17 protein-coding genes and 1 tRNA gene are annotated in these 17,205 nt (G+C 66.8%); 4 read left to right on the top strand and 14 right to left on the bottom strand.

Translation table 11 applies throughout. The features are described from left to right. Nucleotides 1-122 precede the first annotated feature (122 nt). Complete coding sequence (locus ACWDRW_RS13135) at nucleotides 123-920, top strand: Pr6Pr family membrane protein (RefSeq protein ID WP_451722735.1); 798 nt, start codon at nucleotides 123-125, stop codon at nucleotides 918-920. Between the two features lie 33 nt (nucleotides 921-953). Further along, nucleotides 954-1,027: transfer RNA gene (locus ACWDRW_RS13130), tRNA-Pro, on the top strand. Between the two features lie 286 nt (nucleotides 1,028-1,313). Here ACWDRW_RS13130 and ACWDRW_RS13125 read toward each other — a convergent pair. From ACWDRW_RS13125 to ACWDRW_RS13070, 12 genes are all read right to left on the bottom strand, one after another. Beyond that, entirely contained in the window at nucleotides 1,314-1,709 is a 396-nt protein-coding gene (locus ACWDRW_RS13125) for a type II toxin-antitoxin system HicB family antitoxin (RefSeq protein ID WP_451722733.1), read from the bottom strand. Between the two features lie 378 nt (nucleotides 1,710-2,087). Further along, nucleotides 2,088-3,617, bottom strand: coding sequence for a LacI family DNA-binding transcriptional regulator (locus tag ACWDRW_RS13120; protein ID WP_451722731.1), 1,530 nt, complete (start codon nucleotides 3,615-3,617; stop codon nucleotides 2,088-2,090). A 585-nt stretch (nucleotides 3,618-4,202) separates the two neighbouring features. After that, the gene (locus tag ACWDRW_RS13115) at nucleotides 4,203-5,369 is read right to left on the bottom strand and encodes a DUF3631 domain-containing protein (RefSeq protein WP_451722729.1); all 1,167 of its coding nucleotides are present in this window, start codon (nucleotides 5,367-5,369) and stop codon (nucleotides 4,203-4,205) included. A 349-nt stretch (nucleotides 5,370-5,718) separates the two neighbouring features. Continuing rightward, the gene (locus tag ACWDRW_RS13110; protein ID WP_451722727.1) at nucleotides 5,719-6,609 is read right to left on the bottom strand and encodes a bifunctional DNA primase/polymerase; all 891 of its coding nucleotides are present in this window, start codon (nucleotides 6,607-6,609) and stop codon (nucleotides 5,719-5,721) included. Between the two features lie 160 nt (nucleotides 6,610-6,769). Next, on the bottom strand, nucleotides 6,770-7,231 hold the full coding sequence (locus ACWDRW_RS13105; RefSeq protein ID WP_451722724.1) for a hypothetical protein: 462 nt from the start codon (nucleotides 7,229-7,231) through the stop codon (nucleotides 6,770-6,772). A 12-nt stretch (nucleotides 7,232-7,243) separates the two neighbouring features. Next, complete coding sequence (locus ACWDRW_RS13100) at nucleotides 7,244-7,438, bottom strand: hypothetical protein (protein WP_037717778.1); 195 nt, start codon at nucleotides 7,436-7,438, stop codon at nucleotides 7,244-7,246. Between the two features lie 14 nt (nucleotides 7,439-7,452). Further along, nucleotides 7,453-7,710 carry a hypothetical protein gene (locus ACWDRW_RS13095; RefSeq protein ID WP_451722722.1) on the bottom strand — a complete coding sequence of 86 codons (258 nt, stop codon included), beginning with the start codon at nucleotides 7,708-7,710 and terminating at the stop codon, nucleotides 7,453-7,455. A gap of 141 nt (nucleotides 7,711-7,851) precedes the next feature. Continuing rightward, nucleotides 7,852-10,089: a cell division protein FtsK gene (locus ACWDRW_RS13090; protein WP_451722720.1), complete on the bottom strand. Its 2,238-nt coding sequence runs from the start codon at nucleotides 10,087-10,089 to the stop codon at nucleotides 7,852-7,854. 92 nt (nucleotides 10,090-10,181) lie between these two features. After that, nucleotides 10,182-11,006 (bottom strand): phosphoadenosine phosphosulfate reductase, encoded by an 825-nt coding sequence (locus tag ACWDRW_RS13085; protein WP_451722718.1) that lies wholly within the window; start codon nucleotides 11,004-11,006, stop codon nucleotides 10,182-10,184. After that, the gene (locus ACWDRW_RS13080; protein ID WP_451722717.1) at nucleotides 11,003-12,004 is read right to left on the bottom strand and encodes a DUF2637 domain-containing protein; all 1,002 of its coding nucleotides are present in this window, start codon (nucleotides 12,002-12,004) and stop codon (nucleotides 11,003-11,005) included. The genes ACWDRW_RS13085 and ACWDRW_RS13080 overlap by 4 nt, the downstream gene beginning before the upstream one ends. Then, nucleotides 12,001-12,600 carry a hypothetical protein gene (locus ACWDRW_RS13075; RefSeq protein WP_451722715.1) on the bottom strand — a complete coding sequence of 200 codons (600 nt, stop codon included), beginning with the start codon at nucleotides 12,598-12,600 and terminating at the stop codon, nucleotides 12,001-12,003. Before ACWDRW_RS13075 ends, ACWDRW_RS13080 begins: the two co-directional genes overlap by 4 nt. Next, entirely contained in the window at nucleotides 12,597-12,884 is a 288-nt protein-coding gene (locus ACWDRW_RS13070; RefSeq protein ID WP_390111141.1) for a hypothetical protein, read from the bottom strand. Before ACWDRW_RS13070 ends, ACWDRW_RS13075 begins: the two co-directional genes overlap by 4 nt. 470 nt (nucleotides 12,885-13,354) lie before the next feature. Here ACWDRW_RS13070 and ACWDRW_RS13065 point away from each other — a divergent pair, with 470 nt between their 5' ends. Together ACWDRW_RS13065 and ACWDRW_RS13060 are read left to right on the top strand one after the other, a co-directional pair. Further along, nucleotides 13,355-13,735 (top strand): GntR family transcriptional regulator, encoded by a 381-nt coding sequence (locus ACWDRW_RS13065; protein ID WP_451722713.1) that lies wholly within the window; start codon nucleotides 13,355-13,357, stop codon nucleotides 13,733-13,735. 158 nt (nucleotides 13,736-13,893) lie between these two features. Next, complete coding sequence (locus ACWDRW_RS13060) at nucleotides 13,894-15,090, top strand: XRE family transcriptional regulator (protein ID WP_451722712.1); 1,197 nt, start codon at nucleotides 13,894-13,896, stop codon at nucleotides 15,088-15,090. A gap of 93 nt (nucleotides 15,091-15,183) precedes the next feature. Here the strand turns inward: ACWDRW_RS13060 and ACWDRW_RS13055 are convergent, their stop codons facing one another. Both ACWDRW_RS13055 and ACWDRW_RS13050 read right to left on the bottom strand, forming a co-directional pair. Further along, the gene (locus tag ACWDRW_RS13055) at nucleotides 15,184-15,750 is read right to left on the bottom strand and encodes a hypothetical protein (protein ID WP_451722711.1); all 567 of its coding nucleotides are present in this window, start codon (nucleotides 15,748-15,750) and stop codon (nucleotides 15,184-15,186) included. 17 nt (nucleotides 15,751-15,767) lie between these two features. Then, the gene (locus ACWDRW_RS13050; RefSeq protein ID WP_451722709.1) at nucleotides 15,768-16,787 is read right to left on the bottom strand and encodes a hypothetical protein; all 1,020 of its coding nucleotides are present in this window, start codon (nucleotides 16,785-16,787) and stop codon (nucleotides 15,768-15,770) included. Nucleotides 16,788-17,205: the final 418 nt, after the last annotated feature.

Genomic DNA, 17,205 nt, shown 5'->3' with positions numbered 1-17,205 from the left:
GCCGGAGGCGAACAGGGCTAGCCGTAGTCGGCGGCGAATGGGGCCGACCGGCGGCGGCTGGGGGTAACCCGCACGGACCGCCCGCATAGCCCCTTTTGTCCCCTCTGCTTAGCGTGAGGGACATGACCGCCCCCATACCCAGGGACATCCCGGACCTGCCCGCCGTGCCGGGCATCCCGGGGCTGTTGCCCTCCCCCGTTCCCGCCACCGCGGTGGTGGACCCCGTGCGCCGCCGGCTGGCCGCCGCCTTCCGCCTGCTGACCGCCTTGGTGGCGGCGGGGGCGGTGACGATCGACCTTGTCCTCGGCAGCCCACTGCGGGTCCTGAGCTACTTCACGATCCAGAGCAACATCCTGCTTGCGCTGGTCATGGTGTTCGCGGCACGCCGGGCGTGGGCGGCCCGCAAGCCGCTGCCGTCGGCGATCACGGGCGCGACCCTGCTCTACGTCGCGGTCACGGGCCTGGTGTACCACGTACTCCTGGCGAACGCGTCGAGCCCGTTCTCGATGACGGGGGAGACGGCGCCGCCGACGGGCTGGCACGCGGTCACGAACGTCGTCCTGCACACGATCACCCCGATCGCGGCGGCCCTGGACTGGCTCCTGCTGACTGCGCCGGGCGCCCTGCACCTGCGCCAGGCGACAGCGTGGATGCTGTACCCCCTGACCTACCTGGCGTTCTCCCTCTCAAGGGGCGAGCTCCTGGCGGAGGGCACGCCGGCCCGGTACCTGTACCCCTTCCTGGACGTGGACCAGCACGGCTACAAGGGCGCCCTCGGCAACGCCCTCCTCCTCGGTCTGGCCATCTACGCCCTGGCGGTCCTCCTGGTCGCCCTGGACCACGCCCGCCCGAACCCCGTCCGCCACCGCGCCCACCACCGCGCCAAAACCGGATTTCGTCTCCAGCCACCGGTGGGCTAAAGTAAACGACGTCACCGCGACGAGCGGCGACATCGGGGTGTAGCGCAGCTTGGCAGCGCGCTTCGTTCGGGACGAAGAGGTCGTGGGTTCAAATCCCGCCACCCCGACAGTGAAGTACCAGGTCAGGGGCCTGATCCGCTTAGCGGGTCGGGCCCCTGAGTGGTTTCTAGGGGCTCCTGGGAGAAATCGGGGAGAAGATCTTGGGAATCACCCCTCATGAGCCCCTAGAGACGAACGTGCGAAGGAGCCTGAAAGGCAGTCATACCCTGGCCCACCGCACTGGCCGCCAGACCGGAGGCTGACCCGAGACGGACCGTACCTTCAGTGCAAAGCAGCGCCCCTGCCAGCTGGCAAGCTGGCAGGGGCGCTGCCCACCTGAGGCGCCGAGAAGAATCAACTCTTCTGCGGAGCCAGTTTGGCGATGTACTGATGTGAGACACCGAGCATCGAGCCCGCATCCCGGACCGTGGCCTTCCCGGTCAGGGTTCGCGCCGCAGCTGCTAGGGCCTCAGCAGCGGCCTTGCTAGCCAGTTCGGCTTCCTCCCTCGCCTTCTCTGCCGTGACGATCGCATCGGCCATTTCAGGATCGGCCGGCCGCATCACTACGTCGAAGGACTCTTCGGGAACCTCCAGCAGCAAGGCCACCACATCAGCAGCCATCTTCCTTGCTTCACTCCAGGTACGTCCCTGGGTAACTCCGACAAGCCCGTCCGGCAAGTCGTCGATCTTGACTACCCAGTGCGCCCCGTCGCGGGTTGCAACTGCATGGTAGGTAGCGGTGTCCGTCATCTCTCCTTTCTCCTTCCCGATTCCTTTTTCCTTGTCTGTGCGCCCCGCCGAAGTCGTGGGAACCTGATCGGAGGGGGCCGACCTACACTCGGCCCCCCAGTCGATCACGCTCCTTCCGCCGCCTTGATCAGAGTCGTAGCGGTTCCCTCGGCGATCTCTCGATGTCGCGGGACAGGAAGCGAGACACCCCGGAGGGCGTAGATCTCATGCCTTGCTCCCTGCCTTACAAATTCGAGATCCGCGTCCTTGCTTGCGGCGATACGCCGAAGCTGCTGCAACAACGCGTTTTTACGCACCCGGCTTGTCTATCATAGGCGACACGCACTGTCTAATCCATGCGACAGAGTCTGTCTACTCCAGGCGTCACGCCGGGGGGCCTTACTTCTCCGGAACGATGTGCCTACTCTTGCGGTGCTGCTTCAGGAGGTCGTCGAGCACAGCAACCGGTGAACTAGGGCTCATACCGAGCCGGGCGTCCAGGGACGCCGACCACTCGGCGGTGAGATTCACCAACAGCTCCTCACGCATCTCCCGGGTGATGTGCGAGTAGCGCGCCTGTACCGAGCCGTCGATGTGTCCCATGCGCTCATCCATCAGCTTCGGCGGGGTGCGGAACCCTTCCATGCGCGTCTTGTGCGTGTGGCGTAGCCCGTGGGGTGTGAGCCCCTTCGCGATCGGCACCCAACAACTGTCCGCCCGAGCCTGCGCACCTCTCCCCCGCGCTGGGACGCCAGGCCAAGGGTCGGCGAGCACAGGCACCGGTCGCGCTTCCTGTGGCGCCTTCTTCGGATACCAACCCGAGACGGCCGGAGTGAAGAGCCAGGTAGCGAATCCGTTCCGGCGCCAGTGCTCAGCCTGCTCAATGGCTCCCCCGCCGCGAGTGAAGCCGAGCGCGTCGATAGCTTCCCGCACACGGGTCCTGGTGGCTTCGGCTACGACGTCCGGTCGGTTGAGGACGTTGGACACGGTGCCTGTCGATACGCCGGCACGTCTCGCTACGTCCACCACCTTTGCGCCGGTCTCCCCCGTTCGGGAGACACCCTGTCCACGGAACATGTAGGTGTTGCCATGGCAAGAACAGGGCTTCGGTTGGGTACGGGCAATGTGGCCTGTCCAGAGCCGAGTTAGCCACGTCGGAGCGTCGATGGTGCGGTAGCTGTCGTCTTTGGGTGGGCAGCGCTCGAACTCTCCCGAGTCGAGTTCGTAGAGCTGCCACTCCACACGGAGAGCAGCGCGACGGATGAACTGGGTCTCCAAGCCGACGATTTCGCCCCATCGCATCCCTGTGTAGCCCTTGGTCACCACAGCAACGAATTCGTCGTCTCGCCCTGACAGCAGGGCAGCGCGCTCAGCACTCAGGAGAATGCCGAGCGGACTCGTGACGACCTTCTCCGGCCCGCGGTCACGCGAACGCCCCGCGCGCTTCCCTCTGCCTCGCCGCTTCGTCGCAGGATTCGCAGTGATGAGTTCGTCCTGTACCGCGTCTTCGAGGACCAGGTGAAGGGTGCCGCGCCACGTCTTAACGCTCGATACGGCATAGAGCGCCTTCTCCTTCTTCTCCCATGCGTCGACGTCCGTGCGTTGGATCGAAGCAAGCGAGCGGTCTTCGAACTCGGGAAGTAGGTGTTCCTCCAGGTGGCGACGGTAGTTCTGCATGGTTGAAGCAGCGAGATCCTGAGCGGCATACCACCGTGAGGCGTACTCACCGAAGGTGATCTGTCCCGCGGCCGGGTCCTTCCAGGCGCCCGCGCGCACCTTCGCCTCTTCAGCGTCGGCCGCCTGCTTGGCTTCGCGTTTCGTTCGGAAGCGGATGGTGTTTCCCTGGTCGTCGGCGACCGTGCCGTACTTGCCCGGTGCGATTTTGTAGCGGCCACGCCAGTACGTGCCGCGGTCTTCTACGAACCCCATTCGTCCTCTCATCACCAGCAATGGGCGGGAGCCTTGACTCGGCTCCCGCCCATTGAGGTCTTTCGTTCTTCGTCAGACAGCGTTCCGAGCGCGCCGGGGGCGTCGTGCTTGAAGCGGCACGGTGGGCACGTCGAAGGGGACGAACGTGCGTCGGCGAGTCGAAGTAGCGCTGATCTGAGGTGTATTCACCGGGTCGGGTCGTTCTTCGAGGATGTGGAAGATCTCCTCCACGTGGTTTCGGGTGAAGCGGTAGCCGCTGCCGCTCCTGAGGAACGGGATACGGCGTCTCCGTGCCTGCTCCTTCACCCACCACTCGGAGCAATCGAGCGCCTCGGCAACTTGCGCAGCGGAGTAGGACTTGGGGAGGTCGGGGTTCTTCTCACCCGAGTGCATTGGCTCCTCTTCCTCTCAAGTCCGCTACCGCCGCTACCTCCGCTACCTCCCAGGTCAGGGGCATGATCCAGGTAGCGGCAGGGGGTAGCGGTAGCGGATGGAGCCGCTACCGGCCCCGCGTTTGTGGCCGCGGGACCGGTAGCGGGAAGGGCGACGCGGTAGCGGATGCGGAGTGCCGATCCGCTACCGGCTTTAGGGCTCTGACCTGCTCGGTAGCGGCGGTAGCGGAAGTAGCGCACTTTCCGCGGGGGGTGGGCAGTACCGCTGCCACGCGTCGTGAAGGTCCGTCGCGTAGTACCCCTTCATGACGCTCCCGCCTGCCTTGATGTTGCGGGCCGCGATGGGGGTGTTGTCCGCGGTCATGTACTCCCGCAGCATCCTCGACAGCCCGCGGGCATCGAGCGGCTTGCCACTCATGTCCGCCCAGGGCGCCTCTTCGAGGCTGTGCAGCCTGTCGAGGATGGCGACGGTGGGCAGGCGGTCGATGCCGTTGAACACGTAGTCGCGCAGGTCGGTCAACAGCCGGATGCCGATGCTGCCCTTGTCGCTGGTCTTGGCTGCGTTGACCAGTTCGATGCAGGCGGCGCGGGCCCGCTCCGGCCATGTGCCGCCCGCCGCGTCCGCAATGGCGAGCAGGGGCTCCCACACGTCCGCGGGCCGGTCGCTGACACCTTCCGGCAGGGCCGGGAACACTCCGTCGACCAGGTGGCGGACGGACTGTGCCCATGCGGCAAGCCGGTCGCGCAGCGCGTGCCCTTCCTTCTCGTGAATGCGCTGACGGAACGGCTCGACGCGCTCGTTGGGAGCACGGCGACGCATGCGGACGATGACCGAGCGAGTCAGGATCGTGTCGGGCAGTGAGCCGAGCCCGGCGACCGCAACTCCGCAGAATGAGGGGAACTCCTGTACTTGCTGGTTGGCTCCGTCACCGACGCAGCGCCACATGACGCCGGAGCGGCGGTGGCCCGCATTGAGGAACCCGCGGAGTTGCTCGTTCTCTCCGGCCTTGGGCCCGAATACGGTGTCGATCTCGTCGAAGAGAATCGTCGGCCGTCCCTCCATCCCGGACACCGCGCGGAAGAGGGCGGAAGCCGAAGCGTTGACCGCGACCATCGGCTGCGGCACGAGGGTTTCCACGATCTCCAGCGCGCGGGACTTACCCGAGCCCGGCTCCGGCGAGAGGAACGCGAGCCGCGGTGTGGAGTCGAAGCAGTCGAGCAGATGGGCGTGCGCGTCCCACAGCGTCACGGCGACGTACGCGGCTTCGAGGGGGAAGATGTTGAAGCGGCGGTGGAACGCTTCGACTTCATCGAGCAGTGCGGAGCCGTCCATGGCGGGTGCCGGCGGGTTGGTGCTCATGCCGCCTGCCTCCCTTCCTGATTGGTGCGGAGCGGGCATGCGTCACGGTGGGCAGCGTGGTCGTCGACCAGGGCGAGCACCTTCGGGCGTCCGACGGCGCTTCGGTCCCTGCCGCACAGGCACTTCGAGGTAGCGGTGGGCACGGCGCCGGGCGGCGCAGCGATGCACAGCCACGCGACCGGATACCGGCCGTCGCCCGGGTGCGGGCCGGGACGAAGAGCAGAAGGGACGCCCTTGCGGGCGGCGCCTTTCGGCTCGCCCACGGCCGAACCAGGCCCGGCTTCAACGGCGACGCACGGACCGGTGGGAGTAGTGGAATGGCTCTTCAGGGAGGGGCGGAGAGGGGTGCTCATGCCGCCCTCCGCTGACTGTTGCGAGGGATGGACCACTCCAGACCGCTGCGAATGGTCGCCTCACACGACCGCGGCGACAGACCGGCCTGCTCCCCCGCCCACTGAAGAGCCTCCTCAACCTGCTCCCTGGGAAGGTCGCCCCACGCGACGAACCGCCCCAAGGCTCGCGCCGCTCGGAGCAACGTGGCGTTGCGCTCACCCTCCGGAGCCTGCCGTACGGCCGCGGTTTCCGCGTTCAAGCCCGATGCCGCGTAGCTGGAGGCTCGAACGGCTGACGGTGCAGCCGTCAATGCCCGCGAAGCCTGACGAACCGTCAGGCGAGCGCACAGCCATTCCGGCAGAGGCGCGGGCGGTACGTCGTTGACGATCGCGTATGCGCCCGTGGGGGTGAGGCTGCCAGGGGCGACGACATAGCCGCCCCACGCGCGGGTGTCGATGCGCTTGCCGAGCCGTCCGGCAGTGTTGCCGAGCCGGACCCCGGGCGGGGCGGCGAAGTACAGATGCACCCCGCCGCCCGCGGTCCGCACCGTACGTGTGGTGGGCACGGCCTGTCCGGCGCGCTCGCAGAGCGCCCTGAAGGTCATCACGCCGTTAGGCGTGTCCGCACTGCTCCTCCGCTTGGGCATGTCGAGGTCGACGACGACCAGCCCGGACGGGCCGGTCGCGATACCGACGTTGCACGCCAGATCGCCCCACGCGCGGCGGATGCGGTCCGGGTCGATGGTGGCGCGCTCTTCCCACTTGCGGTGACCACCCGCGCAGTCCCCGATGCCGGGGCAGACGTCTTCACCGTGCAGAGCCGGACGCTTGTCGCCGGGGCGGAGGGGGAGGACGGCCCATCCCTGCTCAGCAGCGGCAAGCGCGGCGTACAGGAGGTGACGGTTCATGCCGTCACCTCCGCCGCGCTCGAAGGGGTGGCATGGGCCGGACGGCCCTCGCCGAATCGCGCTCGTTGGGTCATGCTGGAGATCTCCTGCTCTCTTGGAGGGACTGGAGAACCGGGGCGGGCGCAGGCTTGTGGTGAGACGGCGCCCGCCTCGGGCGTAGCTAGCTGTGGAAGTGGTTGCGCTTGAAGATGGCCTTGCGGATGTGGACTGTGGTCCCGCCGCGGTGGTCGCTCGCGCTGAAGACCTGCACAGCGACCCAGCCACCGAAGATGACGGCGGCGAGGGTGATGAGCTGAGTGATCAGTGCGGTCAGCGCGGTGATGAACGCGGTCAGCAGGAACAGCCCGCCGCAGACCGCACCGAATCCGATGCCCGCGAGCGCGATGTTCACGGCCGCGCGGGAGACGGGCGGCTTGGCCACGGTGGCTTCGGGCTTGGCGGGTTCGACGGCGTAGCCGGTGACGACACGGCCGTCCGGCAGAACGATGCTCGTCACCGCCGAGATCGTGCCCGGCTGCGCCGGTACGAATGGCCCGGACGGCATCGGGGCAAGGAGGGTAGGCCGGTGGACTTCTACGGGCGCCTCACGGCGGCCGGATACGGGGTTGGCGTGCTCGTACACAGCGAGCCTCCTTCAGTTGCCGAGGGCGGACAGGGCGTCGGCGGACGCCTGCACGAGGTTGTGGATGGGCTCGTAGGCTCCGGTCCCGGCGGCGAAGAACCCGAAGAGGAACAGCACGATGGCCGAACCGCCCCCCGCAGACTTGGTCTTGACGGCGAGGGCGGACGCGGCGCCGAACAGCAGGACGGCGGAGATGCTGAGGATCATCGGAAGCCTTCCGGTCAGGGGGTGTTGGTGCCGGAGCGGTAGATGCGGGCCCAGCGGTTGTAGAGCCAGCGGCCGACGCGGATGCGCTTGCCGGTGGCGTTGCAGCGGCGGCAGTCCTTGCCGCGCTTCTGGCGGCCCTTGCGGTCGGTCTTCATCTGGAAGCCCCAGCCGTTGCACTTGCGGCAGTTGCCGAACGGCGAGGCAGCGCACACAGCGACGTAACAGAACGTGACGCCGAGAATGAGGGTGATAGCGATCAGGGCAGGGGTCATGACGGGCCCTCTCAGGCGGGTTTCAAGGGTTTCCGCAGGTGGGCCGCTATCCGCTAGCAGCCTGATCAGAGCGGGTTTTAGGCGCTAGCGGGGCCGCTAACGTTAGCGGGGTGTGCCGCTATCGCTAGCGGCCCCGGAGCGTCAGCCCGCGTCCTGGTTTCCGTCACGCTCCGCAATCACAGTGGTGATGTGGGAGCGGTCGATGCCGCGCCGGTTGACGACCTTGCCGTTGACCCGGCGACCCACCTGGATCGTGGCGATGCCGTGCGGCTTCAGCGCGGCGGCGAGCCCTTCGGGGTCCCAGCCGTCATAGACCTCAGACCGGAGTTCGGCGAGGCGGGAGACGACCGTCTCGGACCACACCTTGGGTTCGTCGGCCGGGACCACGGCGAGGATGTCGCGCAGCAGGTCATACGCGCTCATCTCGTCGACCTCGGGCTCTTCCCCGAGCGCGTAGCCGGACAGCGTGCCGGCGAGTTCGCGAGCCTTGCGGGCGCGGGCGCCGATGGCTTCGGCGGCCGGGGCGTCCACGTAAACCGAGCCGACGATCCGGGCGTCCGAGCCTTCACCCACGAAGTAGTGAATGCCCTTGTCAGCCCAAGAGAACATGGTGGCGCGGACGCCCCGCTTGTAGGCGGATGTGCCCAGCACCATGTCGTTCTCCAGCTGGCCCATGACCTTCAGGCAGAACCGGGCCGACGCATTTGCGGAGATGCCCGTGGGCAGCGCCTTCGCGTCCGGGCGCTGGGTGGCGAGCAGCAGCACGATCCCGGTGGCCGGGCCGCGCTTGACCAGGTCGGTGCAGATCTCTTCGAGTTCCTTGCCGTACTTCTCGTGCTCGAACCAGACCTGGCACTCGTCCACCCCGACCACGATCGGGTGCAGTCCCAGCGACGCCTTGTTCGCCAGTTCCGACGTCACCTTGGACTCGGGGCAGATGTCTCGGGGCAGGGAGCGGATCATCTTGGCGCGGCGGCGGAGTTCCTCGCGCAGTGCGCGCAGGTCGCGGACCGCGTACTCGATGTCCTCCTCTTCGTCTCCGGCCCGGTGCCGGTGGCTCACGGCGTTGCCGACCGGGTCAAGGTCGCCAGTGCCCTTGAGGTCGTAGGTGTGCAGCTCAGCGCGCGGGTCCAGGGCCGCGATGAGCAGGAGGAGGCGGAGCAGGAAGGTTTTGCCCATGCGGGGAATCGCGCCGATGACGGCCGCGATGTACATGAGCGTGATCTCGACCCAGCGTCCGCGCTGGTCGGTGCCGAACGCGACCGGCTTGAACAAGTCCACCGAGCCAGACTTGAGCAGCGGCCACACAGGCTTCTTGGCCTTGGACATGTCCTGGTCGCCGACCCACAGCACGAGGTGACCGGTGTGCTCGCTCGGGACCGCCTCCGGCCACACGCAGCCGAGCGGACGGCGCAGACCCGAGGCGAGCCGCTCACGCCGTTCGATGATGTCGGTAACCGTGACACCGAAGGGAAGGTTGCCCTCCGCACGCCAGCCGGGCCCGTCGCGGGTGATCGGGGCGGTGAACTCGAACCCGTCCCGGCCCTTGCCCTGCGCCTGATTGATGGCGGGGATGCCGAGCGAGCCGAGCGCCCGCAGCACAATGTCCGACGTGAGCTTGACCGAGGTTGGCAGTTCCACCGCGCGGTGGATGACCGGGGCATCCGCCTTACGCCCGGCCGCCCCGAGCGCCATCACAACCGCGCCAACCGACAGAGCCTGAAGCCAGTCGGGGGCGAGGACGTAGATGGCCAGCGCAGAGCCGAGCCCGATGAACATGGCGAGTACGGCAACCAGGGTGCGCAGTCGGACCCGGCCGTCACGCTGCCTTGAAAGCTTCAGGTACTCGGCTGCGTCCTCGCGGCGGACAGCAGCGAGTCGGACCGGCTCGCCCTCGCGGTCGGCAACCCACCGCATCGCGCCGCCCACGAACTTCGCGGCCCCGGAAGGAGCTTGGAGGGTGAGGCGGGCGGCGTAGACCGGGGAGCGCAGGGCGTGATAGCCGAGCGAGTGGGCGTAGTGGCGGGCCACCCACGCCGCAGCCGTCTTCAGTTCCGCGGTGGAGCGCAGCCACTCGGGAACGACCGCACGGCGCTTGGCGGCGAGCAGCCGACCGAGGTAGCCCGGACCGACCGCGGTCGTCGGCTGGTCGACCATCACGCGGGCGGTCGGGTCGTCCGACTCGGCATCCGACCGACCCGGGTTGGAGTCGGCCGACCGGTCGGAGTCGGGTCGGGTGGTCGGGTCGGCCGACTCGGTACGGGCCGACCGTGCCTTATCGAGGTCGACTACCTCGCCCCCGGAGTCGGGGCGGGAGTCGGCGGTCATCTCGGCTTCGAGTCGGTCGAAGAGTTCGTTGTCGTCGTCGGGGTGCTTCACTGAGAGTCCTTCCACTTTCGGGTGTGAGGGGGAGGCGGGGCCGGTCCGTCGCTGTAGGAGGTGAGCGGGCGACACCCGCCGGATGAGTGCTGTCAGGTCATGCACCAGCCGGAGTCACAGCCGGTGTCTTCGTCATCGAACGGCAGGGTGTCCACCCCGTCCGGGATGGCCTTGCGCAGAGGCCGGTTGAACCGGGTCAGCCACACGTGGTCCTTGCTGAGTTCGTCGCGGCGGCGGTTGAGCAGCTCTTCGAGCTGGCACGCCTTCTCGAACAGCTCCGGCTCGTTGCGGCGCATGTCGTGCCAGGTCTCCGGCCGGTGGAACGGGCAGAACCAGCACGACGACTTCGGCGGCACTGGCAGCCCCGCGCGGCGGATGATCCGCATGCAGTCGATGCGCCGGATGCCCCGTTCCAACAGCGGGTATTCGATCAGCTCGTGCGGCTCGCAGCGCCGTTTGTTGGCCCGGGCGATCTCATCCAGACTGATGCCGATCCCGACCGTGGCCGGATGGTCCGCGGTGGCGCCCCGGCGTTTGAGTTCGTCGCCGATGACCGCGATTTTGAAGCTGGCGGTGCACGAGCGCGTGCCCGGGGCCCCGTTGGACATCCGCACCGGGATCTTCAGAGAGCGCGATCCCTCACGGGTCAGGTCCTGATACAGCGTGCGGACTGTGCGGGTGCGCTTCATGATCCGGTCCAGCACGACCAGCTCAATCCCGTGCGCCTCGGCATACGGGATGGCGTACTGGTGCAGGTAGCGCAACGTCCCGGGGTGCTCGGAGTCGTCGCCGACGTTGGCCATCAGGAACGTGCGGTAGTCGAGATCCCCGGACGCTGCCATGACCAGAGCAGTCATGGACTGCACGCCACCACCGAAGCTGAACGCCTTCAGCGGCTCGGTCTTGGTGGCCGTCATGCCGCCACCGCCGTTCCGTCAGCCTGCCCCGAATCGGTAACGACGCCGTCGACCGCGTGCAGCTGGCCGCCCTCGGCCCGCTCGGCCTTCAACTGCTCCCGGAGCTTGCGGGCGTTAGCCTGCGAGACGTGCAGCGTGGTGCGGATGCGGTCGGCGGTCAGTGCCGCCTCGGTCCACTCCGCGGTGGCCGTGCGTGCATCGGTCAGCAGGTCCTCGAAGGTGCGCTGCGTCTTGGGCTTGCCCTTGTCGGAAGTCCGGCGGGGCGGGCGCGGCTTGGGCTTGGCCGGGAGTGCCGGCGGGGTGTCCACCGGGGGCGGTGCGGGCGTCTCCTGCTCGGAGGCGGGCGCGAGTTCACCCATGCGCAGCATCACGCGCTCGCGCTCGGGGGTCTTCGAGCGCCACTTGCGGCCGTACTGCTCACGCAGATCCGCACGGGCCAACTGCCGTTTTTTCTCCAGCTTCAGCGCCTCGGAGTACGAGGTGACCTCCCACAGCGTCATGCGGCGCCACAGCGCGAAGGTGGAAGGGAAGGCGAGCAGCCAGCGGGAGAACCGGATCTTCTCCATACGGCGGCCGGTCGCGGCGCCGATCCGGACGGCGTAGATGTGCGCGCCGATCTCGGAGAACACCACCCACAGCAGCGGCATGGTGCCGTGCGCGACCTTCGCAGACAGGGAGTGTCCGGCCGCGATGTTCAGCCCGCACGTGATCAGGGTGAGTGCCCAGGGCACGAACCGCACCCACGCGAGCGCCATGTCCATCCGAGTCAGCAGCAGGTTGGCGACGGTAAACACGGGGATGGCCACGTCGATACCGACCGGCAGCATCCACGGCTCACCGAAGCCCCACCGCAGCGCGGCGGCGGAGACAGCGTCGAAGGAGGAGATCAGGCCGAGCGCGCCGACCCCGGCCGCGGCGAGGGCGCCGAGTCCGGCGAGCCCCATCTCCGGGCGGGTCAGCGGCGGCACGACCGCACGCTCGATGGTGGGCGTCGTCATGCCGCACCCCCGATCAGCGGCGGGTTGACCAGGCCGGTCAGGGCGGCGATTTCGTCGCCGGTCAGAACCGTGCGCTCGGTCATGGCGTGCGCGACGGTCCGGATCTCCTGCCACAGATGGCCGACCTTGCGGCGGGCCATGCCGCGCACCATCCCCCAGGACTTGCCGCCCTCCGGCGCGCGGTCGCGACCGAGGTGGAAGCCGAACTCCGCGAGCACGTCGATGGCCAGCTCACGGTCATGGTCGGCGGCGCACGCGGCGGCGCGCTCCGGCGTCCACAGCCCGTACGCCATGAGGTAGTTGACGTGCGCGATCTCTCCGGCAGCGCACTGGGCGGCGTAGTGCCACGGCGGGGTGTTCTGCGCCTGGTGCTTGGTGTTGCCAGTGACGGCCCACATGCCGGGTTCCGGCTCGAACGCGATGACCTCGGAGGTGATGATGTGCATGCCGTAGGCCATGGACAGGACGGCGTGAGCGGCCTCGTGAAAGGCCGTACCCAGCCGGGCCTGCTCGTAGGTGAGCGGCATGTCGACGAACGGGCGTGGCTTGCCGGTGTGGTCGGCAAGCATCTCGGGAGCGGGGATCGCAGTCCTCATGCCGCCACCGCCTTGCGGGCAGCACGGCGCCGGGCGGGGCGCGGCAGCGGCACCGCGTCGAACAGCTCGGGGTGCATGTCGATGACCTCGGCAGCGATGCGGGCCACGTCGTCGGCAAGGCTCGGATTGTCGGCGAGGATGTCGCGGGCCGCGTCCAGCCGGGCCGCGCGCTCGTCCTCGGTCTCGCCCTCGACTCCGAGCCACAGCTCAACCGGGGTGCCAAGCGCGAGTTCCACGAACTCATCGGTGGTGACGGCCTGCTGTTGGCCGATGAAGGTACGCATGTCGGAGCTCCTGGTTGGAGGGACAGGGAGTCGGAGAGCCGCAGGCGTGTTGGTGAGACGGCGGCTACTCCGGGCCCCGGCCGCGAACGCGGCAGGGGTGAGCGCCCCGACCGGGAGTCGAACCCGGCCTACGACCATCGGGGCGGAACGAAGAAACGTGCGCGGCGAGAGCCGCGCGACCGTCTTTTCAACTCGGGGAGACGGGGCCCACGTATTCAGTTCTCAAGGGACGATCAGCGCGGGGCCCGCGGCGTGCGACCGAAGCCGCCTTCCGACCGCCGCTAGCGGCAGTCATACGGGCAATCCCGAGCCAGTTCATGCAGGTCAAGCACTTGCGAGGCACAGCCGGTGAGCCCTTCCGGGCTCCCCGTGCTGATACGTGACAGCATGTACTAGCACGCATCACGCCGCAAGAGGGTCGCCGAGATTCGTGCTAGGTCGTACTAGTGGTGGGTACGCTCGATGCCGTGATGAGCGCTGAAATCTCGAAAGACGACCCCAGACCGGAGTCCGAGCAGGCTGCCGACATCCTGCGGAAAGAGATCCTCCGTGGCGACATCAAGCCCGGGGCCCATGTGGGCTCCGTGCGAGACTTGGCCACACGGTTCAAGATCTCGGGAATGACAGTTCAGCGAGCCCTTGCGATCCTGCGTGAGGATGGGCTCATCCTGACCACGTCGCGCGGCAGCTACGCCCGCGATCCGCAGCAAGCCACCGAATCCAGCGAAGCCGACGCGGGCGTCGACCTTCCCGAAATCCTGCGCCAGCTCGAACATCTCACCTCCGAAGTCTCGGACCTTCGCAGCAGGCTCGAAGCGCTCGAAGGTCGCTCCGTGCCGGGTGGTGCTTGATCTGCAACCAGCATGCGTGGAACGGGAGTTGAGAGGTAAGTGACAGCCAGGGGACGGAAGATCGGAGGAGGGGACATGTCAGGTGACACCCGCCTGTCACCTTCCCTGTCCCCCCGCCTCACGCGCGAGACTCGGAGCAGGCACTCGGAGGAGGGCGCATGAACGACGACAGGCCGGCATGGGCGCGGCGCATCGCTGCGGAACGAGCGGCCCGTGATTGGTCGCAGCGTGACGCCGTGAGGGCACTGCGGGGGCACGCTCCGACAGAGTTGCCCGCGGAAGACAGCATGATTCGCCAGTGGAAGCGCTGGGAGTCAGGCCAGATGCCGAACGACTTCTACCAACCGATCATCGCGGCCGTCTTCGGCACGGTGACGCACGCGCTCTTCCCTGCGCCTTCCCGGCGAGACGGGGACACCGAGATTCTGGCAGCGTCCGGCATGGAGACGCTGGAGATCGTAAGCCGCCTCAACCGGTCGGACGTCGACAACGCCACGCTCGACGCTCTGCGGATCACGGCTGACCGGCTCTCGTCGGAGTACCCGTTCATGCCGAGCGAACAGCTCCTCGTCGAGGGGCGCCAGTGGCTTCGCCGCGTCGTCGACCTGCATAAGAAGAGCCTCACGCTCGCCCAGCACCGCGAAGTTCTCGCACTGTCCGGGTGGCTCGCGCTCCTGGTCGGCTGCGTCGAGTACGACACGGGCGACCGTCACGCGGCCGAGTCGACGCGACAGGCCGCGCTCTCGCTCGCGACCGAGGCCGACCATGCGGAGGTCGCCGGGTGGGCACACGAAATGCGGGCCTGGTTCGCCCTCACGACCGGCGACTACCGCGGCGTCATCGCAGCGGCGCGGGCCGGGGCGGAAGTGGCGCCGCATCACGGCGTAGCTGTGCAACTCGCAGGCCAGGAAGCCAAGGCGTGGGCGCGGCTCGGGGACCGCCGGCAAGTTGAGGTTGCCCTGGACAAGGGGCGGCGGCTACTCGAAGCGATGCCGTACCCGGAGAACCTGGACAACCACTTCGTGGTGGACCCCGCCAAGTTCGACTTCTACGCGATGGACTGCTACCGCCTGGTCGGCGAGGACAGGCTCGCGCGCACGCTCGCAGAAGAGGTCCTGCGGGCGGGAACAGACTTCGACGGCACCGAGCGCTCGCCGATGCGCAACTCTGAAGCCCGCGTCACGCTGGGCGTCACAGCGGCCCGCGAGGGCGACTTGGAGCAGGCCCTCATCATGACCAGTCGAGAACTCGCTGCCGAAATGAGGCGCCGGTACAGCTCCGAACCGGGGGCACAGGACTACCTCGCACGGCTTCACTCACTCGCCGAGCAGAAGCCCGGGTTTATGCCTCGATAAGCGGTCTACCTCCACGTGGAGGACGGAACCGCGCAGAAAAGGCGGGTGCCGAGCACGCTCTGCGCGGCACCCGCCTTTTCCATCCAGGCGTCTTTATCTCCTGCCTTTTCCTCGCGTGAATCCACTCATACGACCTGTAACGCTGTTGATCTCAACATAGGCCGAGTAGAGTCGCGGAAGAATCACCACGAAGATCAGCAGGACGTACAGGCTGATCCCCGCCGAGAGGGCCGCCCAGAATCCTGTTAGGTGCCCCTCCTTGTCAAGGCTCACATTCATTCCGATGACGAGCGAAGCCGCGTCGAGAACACAGGCGAGTGAGCCAGTCAGAAGGTGAGCAGCGGTTTCGTCAAGCATGTCTTTCTCTACGCTGAAACGGCTTACGCCATCATCACCGTCCCACTCCGTTATCTTGAGGCGAAGCGTAGAGAGGTGTGTGAATGCACTGAGCATTCCACCCGCTAACAGTGCAGCACCTGTCAAAAGTGCGGCAGGGGACGCCAGACTCGCCCCACGCCAGAACAGGTATCCGAACAGCAGGAGCGGAAGCAGCAAAATAGCCCTGGCTGCCAAGTCCGGCCTGTGTACGAGGTACTGGCCATTGGTCAATCCCTTCCAATGGCCGCGCAGGATGGGAGCGACATTGAATCGATCAAGCACGCTTACCCCCTCGTTTGCTACAGCTGGGGCCACTCGATGGCCAGCTTCGCCGCTGGCTGTAGCCCCTTCGCAGTCTCTCGTACCTCAGCATAGAACTTGGGTGTGACAACGGGCTCGTCCTCGGACAGCTTGTATGTGAACACGTCCGTGAACGTCGTTGGGTTGATGCGCCTGACCTGGTCGTCTGGATCGGCAAGAACTACCCAACCGTCATCGAGGTCAAGATCCTTAATCTCGGGGCTCACAATCGCAGCCAATTGACGAGCAGCCTGCGCGTTAGTCGTCACAGGCGTCCCATCACCCTCTTTTGCCTGTGAAGCCCAACCCCTTACAAGGCTCGCTACCTGCTTCACCTTCCCATTATTTACCAACGGGGCCCGGATTTCAAACTCTTTTTCCGCCCGCGTACGTCCGGGGGTCACAGACTTCTTCACCAGAACCAGGCCTTGAGCGAGCCCCGCCTCGATCATTTCTGCCAGCCTCGCTTCATCCGCGAGACCCTCTATCTTTGGGCGCCACCACAACACCGCAGCGTCGGAATCCTTGGCCTTATTGAAGCTCTCTTCATGCGATTTATAGCGCAACCACTTAATCAAAGGAGCCACAGGGCAAGTCCTGCTGATCGACTCAACGGCCAATATCCCGTGGGTCCCATCCTCAGGAAACGCGAATATGACACGGAATCCGTTGATGGCAGCCTTGTCAGATATGTCAAAGTCCAAGGAGCCGTCATGACTCATAGCCTTTTCATGGCTACCGATACGTCCAACCCAGATCTTGGCTCGTATCGTGTTGTCCACGACCTCTACGCCCTCTACGCGAAGAGCAGGCTTGCCGCGAACGTCGCCGGTTTCGCTCGCCAGAGGCTCATCAGGGGAGGTAGGTGGGTCGCCGATCACAGGGTCAGAAAGAGCCTTAAGCAACCGGGCCGCGATGTCCCTGTAGGGCTCGCCCCCACACTCCTTCAGGTTCACAGGGCTACGCTTCGTCCCGCGATACACCGAGACCGTAAAGAGCCGATACCCGAAGCTCGTCATGTCCGCCCCCCAGCGACGTTGATCCTGTACGCAGGGTAGCCGCAAGCCGCCGGGACGTTGAACCCTCTGTAGAGGGACACAAGTGTTGAGCCATCAATGAGTCCTGAAATAATCGAACAGTCTTTTCCCTCCCTCCTCTGGGCTCGATGAGAGGAAGGGTCGGACGGCGCATGGCCACGGCATGCAGCCAGGACGGTCACCCGCTCTCCGGCGTCAGCTTTCCCTCCAAGGCACGATCTTGAGTCAGGCATTCGGGGGGCCAAATCGAGAGCCAAACGATGCAGCCGCGCTAGGTCGTGTCTTCAATTGATCTTGCTTAGTGGATCATGGTCGGGTGATTCGTCGCCATGAACTGTCTGATGCAGAGTGGGAGTTCGTCCGGCCGCTGCTGCCCGCGTCCCTGCGGGGCCGGAAGCGG

This window comes from Streptomyces sp. NPDC003635, assembly GCF_053587635.1.
This window is presented reverse-complemented; position numbering and strand designations above follow the sequence as displayed.

Excerpts from the sequence above, each read along its gene's own strand:
- ACWDRW_RS13135 (WP_451722735.1), top strand. The coding sequence starts at position 123 with ATGACCGCCCCCATACCCAGGGACATCCCGGACCTGCCCGCCGTGCCG.
- ACWDRW_RS13125 (WP_451722733.1), bottom strand. The coding sequence starts at position 1,709 with ATGACGGACACCGCTACCTACCATGCAGTTGCAACCCGCGACGGGGCG.
- ACWDRW_RS13120 (WP_451722731.1), bottom strand. The coding sequence starts at position 3,617 with ATGGGGTTCGTAGAAGACCGCGGCACGTACTGGCGTGGCCGCTACAAA.
- ACWDRW_RS13115 (WP_451722729.1), bottom strand. The coding sequence starts at position 5,369 with ATGAGCACCAACCCGCCGGCACCCGCCATGGACGGCTCCGCACTGCTC.
- ACWDRW_RS13110 (WP_451722727.1), bottom strand. The coding sequence starts at position 6,609 with ATGAACCGTCACCTCCTGTACGCCGCGCTTGCCGCTGCTGAGCAGGGA.
- ACWDRW_RS13100 (WP_037717778.1), bottom strand. The coding sequence starts at position 7,438 with ATGATCCTCAGCATCTCCGCCGTCCTGCTGTTCGGCGCCGCGTCCGCC.
- ACWDRW_RS13095 (WP_451722722.1), bottom strand. The coding sequence starts at position 7,710 with ATGACCCCTGCCCTGATCGCTATCACCCTCATTCTCGGCGTCACGTTC.
- ACWDRW_RS13085 (WP_451722718.1), bottom strand. The coding sequence starts at position 11,006 with ATGACGGCCACCAAGACCGAGCCGCTGAAGGCGTTCAGCTTCGGTGGT.
- ACWDRW_RS13080 (WP_451722717.1), bottom strand. The coding sequence starts at position 12,004 with ATGACGACGCCCACCATCGAGCGTGCGGTCGTGCCGCCGCTGACCCGC.
- ACWDRW_RS13075 (WP_451722715.1), bottom strand. The coding sequence starts at position 12,600 with ATGAGGACTGCGATCCCCGCTCCCGAGATGCTTGCCGACCACACCGGC.
- ACWDRW_RS13070 (WP_390111141.1), bottom strand. The coding sequence starts at position 12,884 with ATGCGTACCTTCATCGGCCAACAGCAGGCCGTCACCACCGATGAGTTC.
- ACWDRW_RS13065 (WP_451722713.1), top strand. The coding sequence starts at position 13,355 with ATGAGCGCTGAAATCTCGAAAGACGACCCCAGACCGGAGTCCGAGCAG.
- ACWDRW_RS13060 (WP_451722712.1), top strand. The coding sequence starts at position 13,894 with ATGAACGACGACAGGCCGGCATGGGCGCGGCGCATCGCTGCGGAACGA.
- ACWDRW_RS13050 (WP_451722709.1), bottom strand. The coding sequence starts at position 16,787 with ATGACGAGCTTCGGGTATCGGCTCTTTACGGTCTCGGTGTATCGCGGG.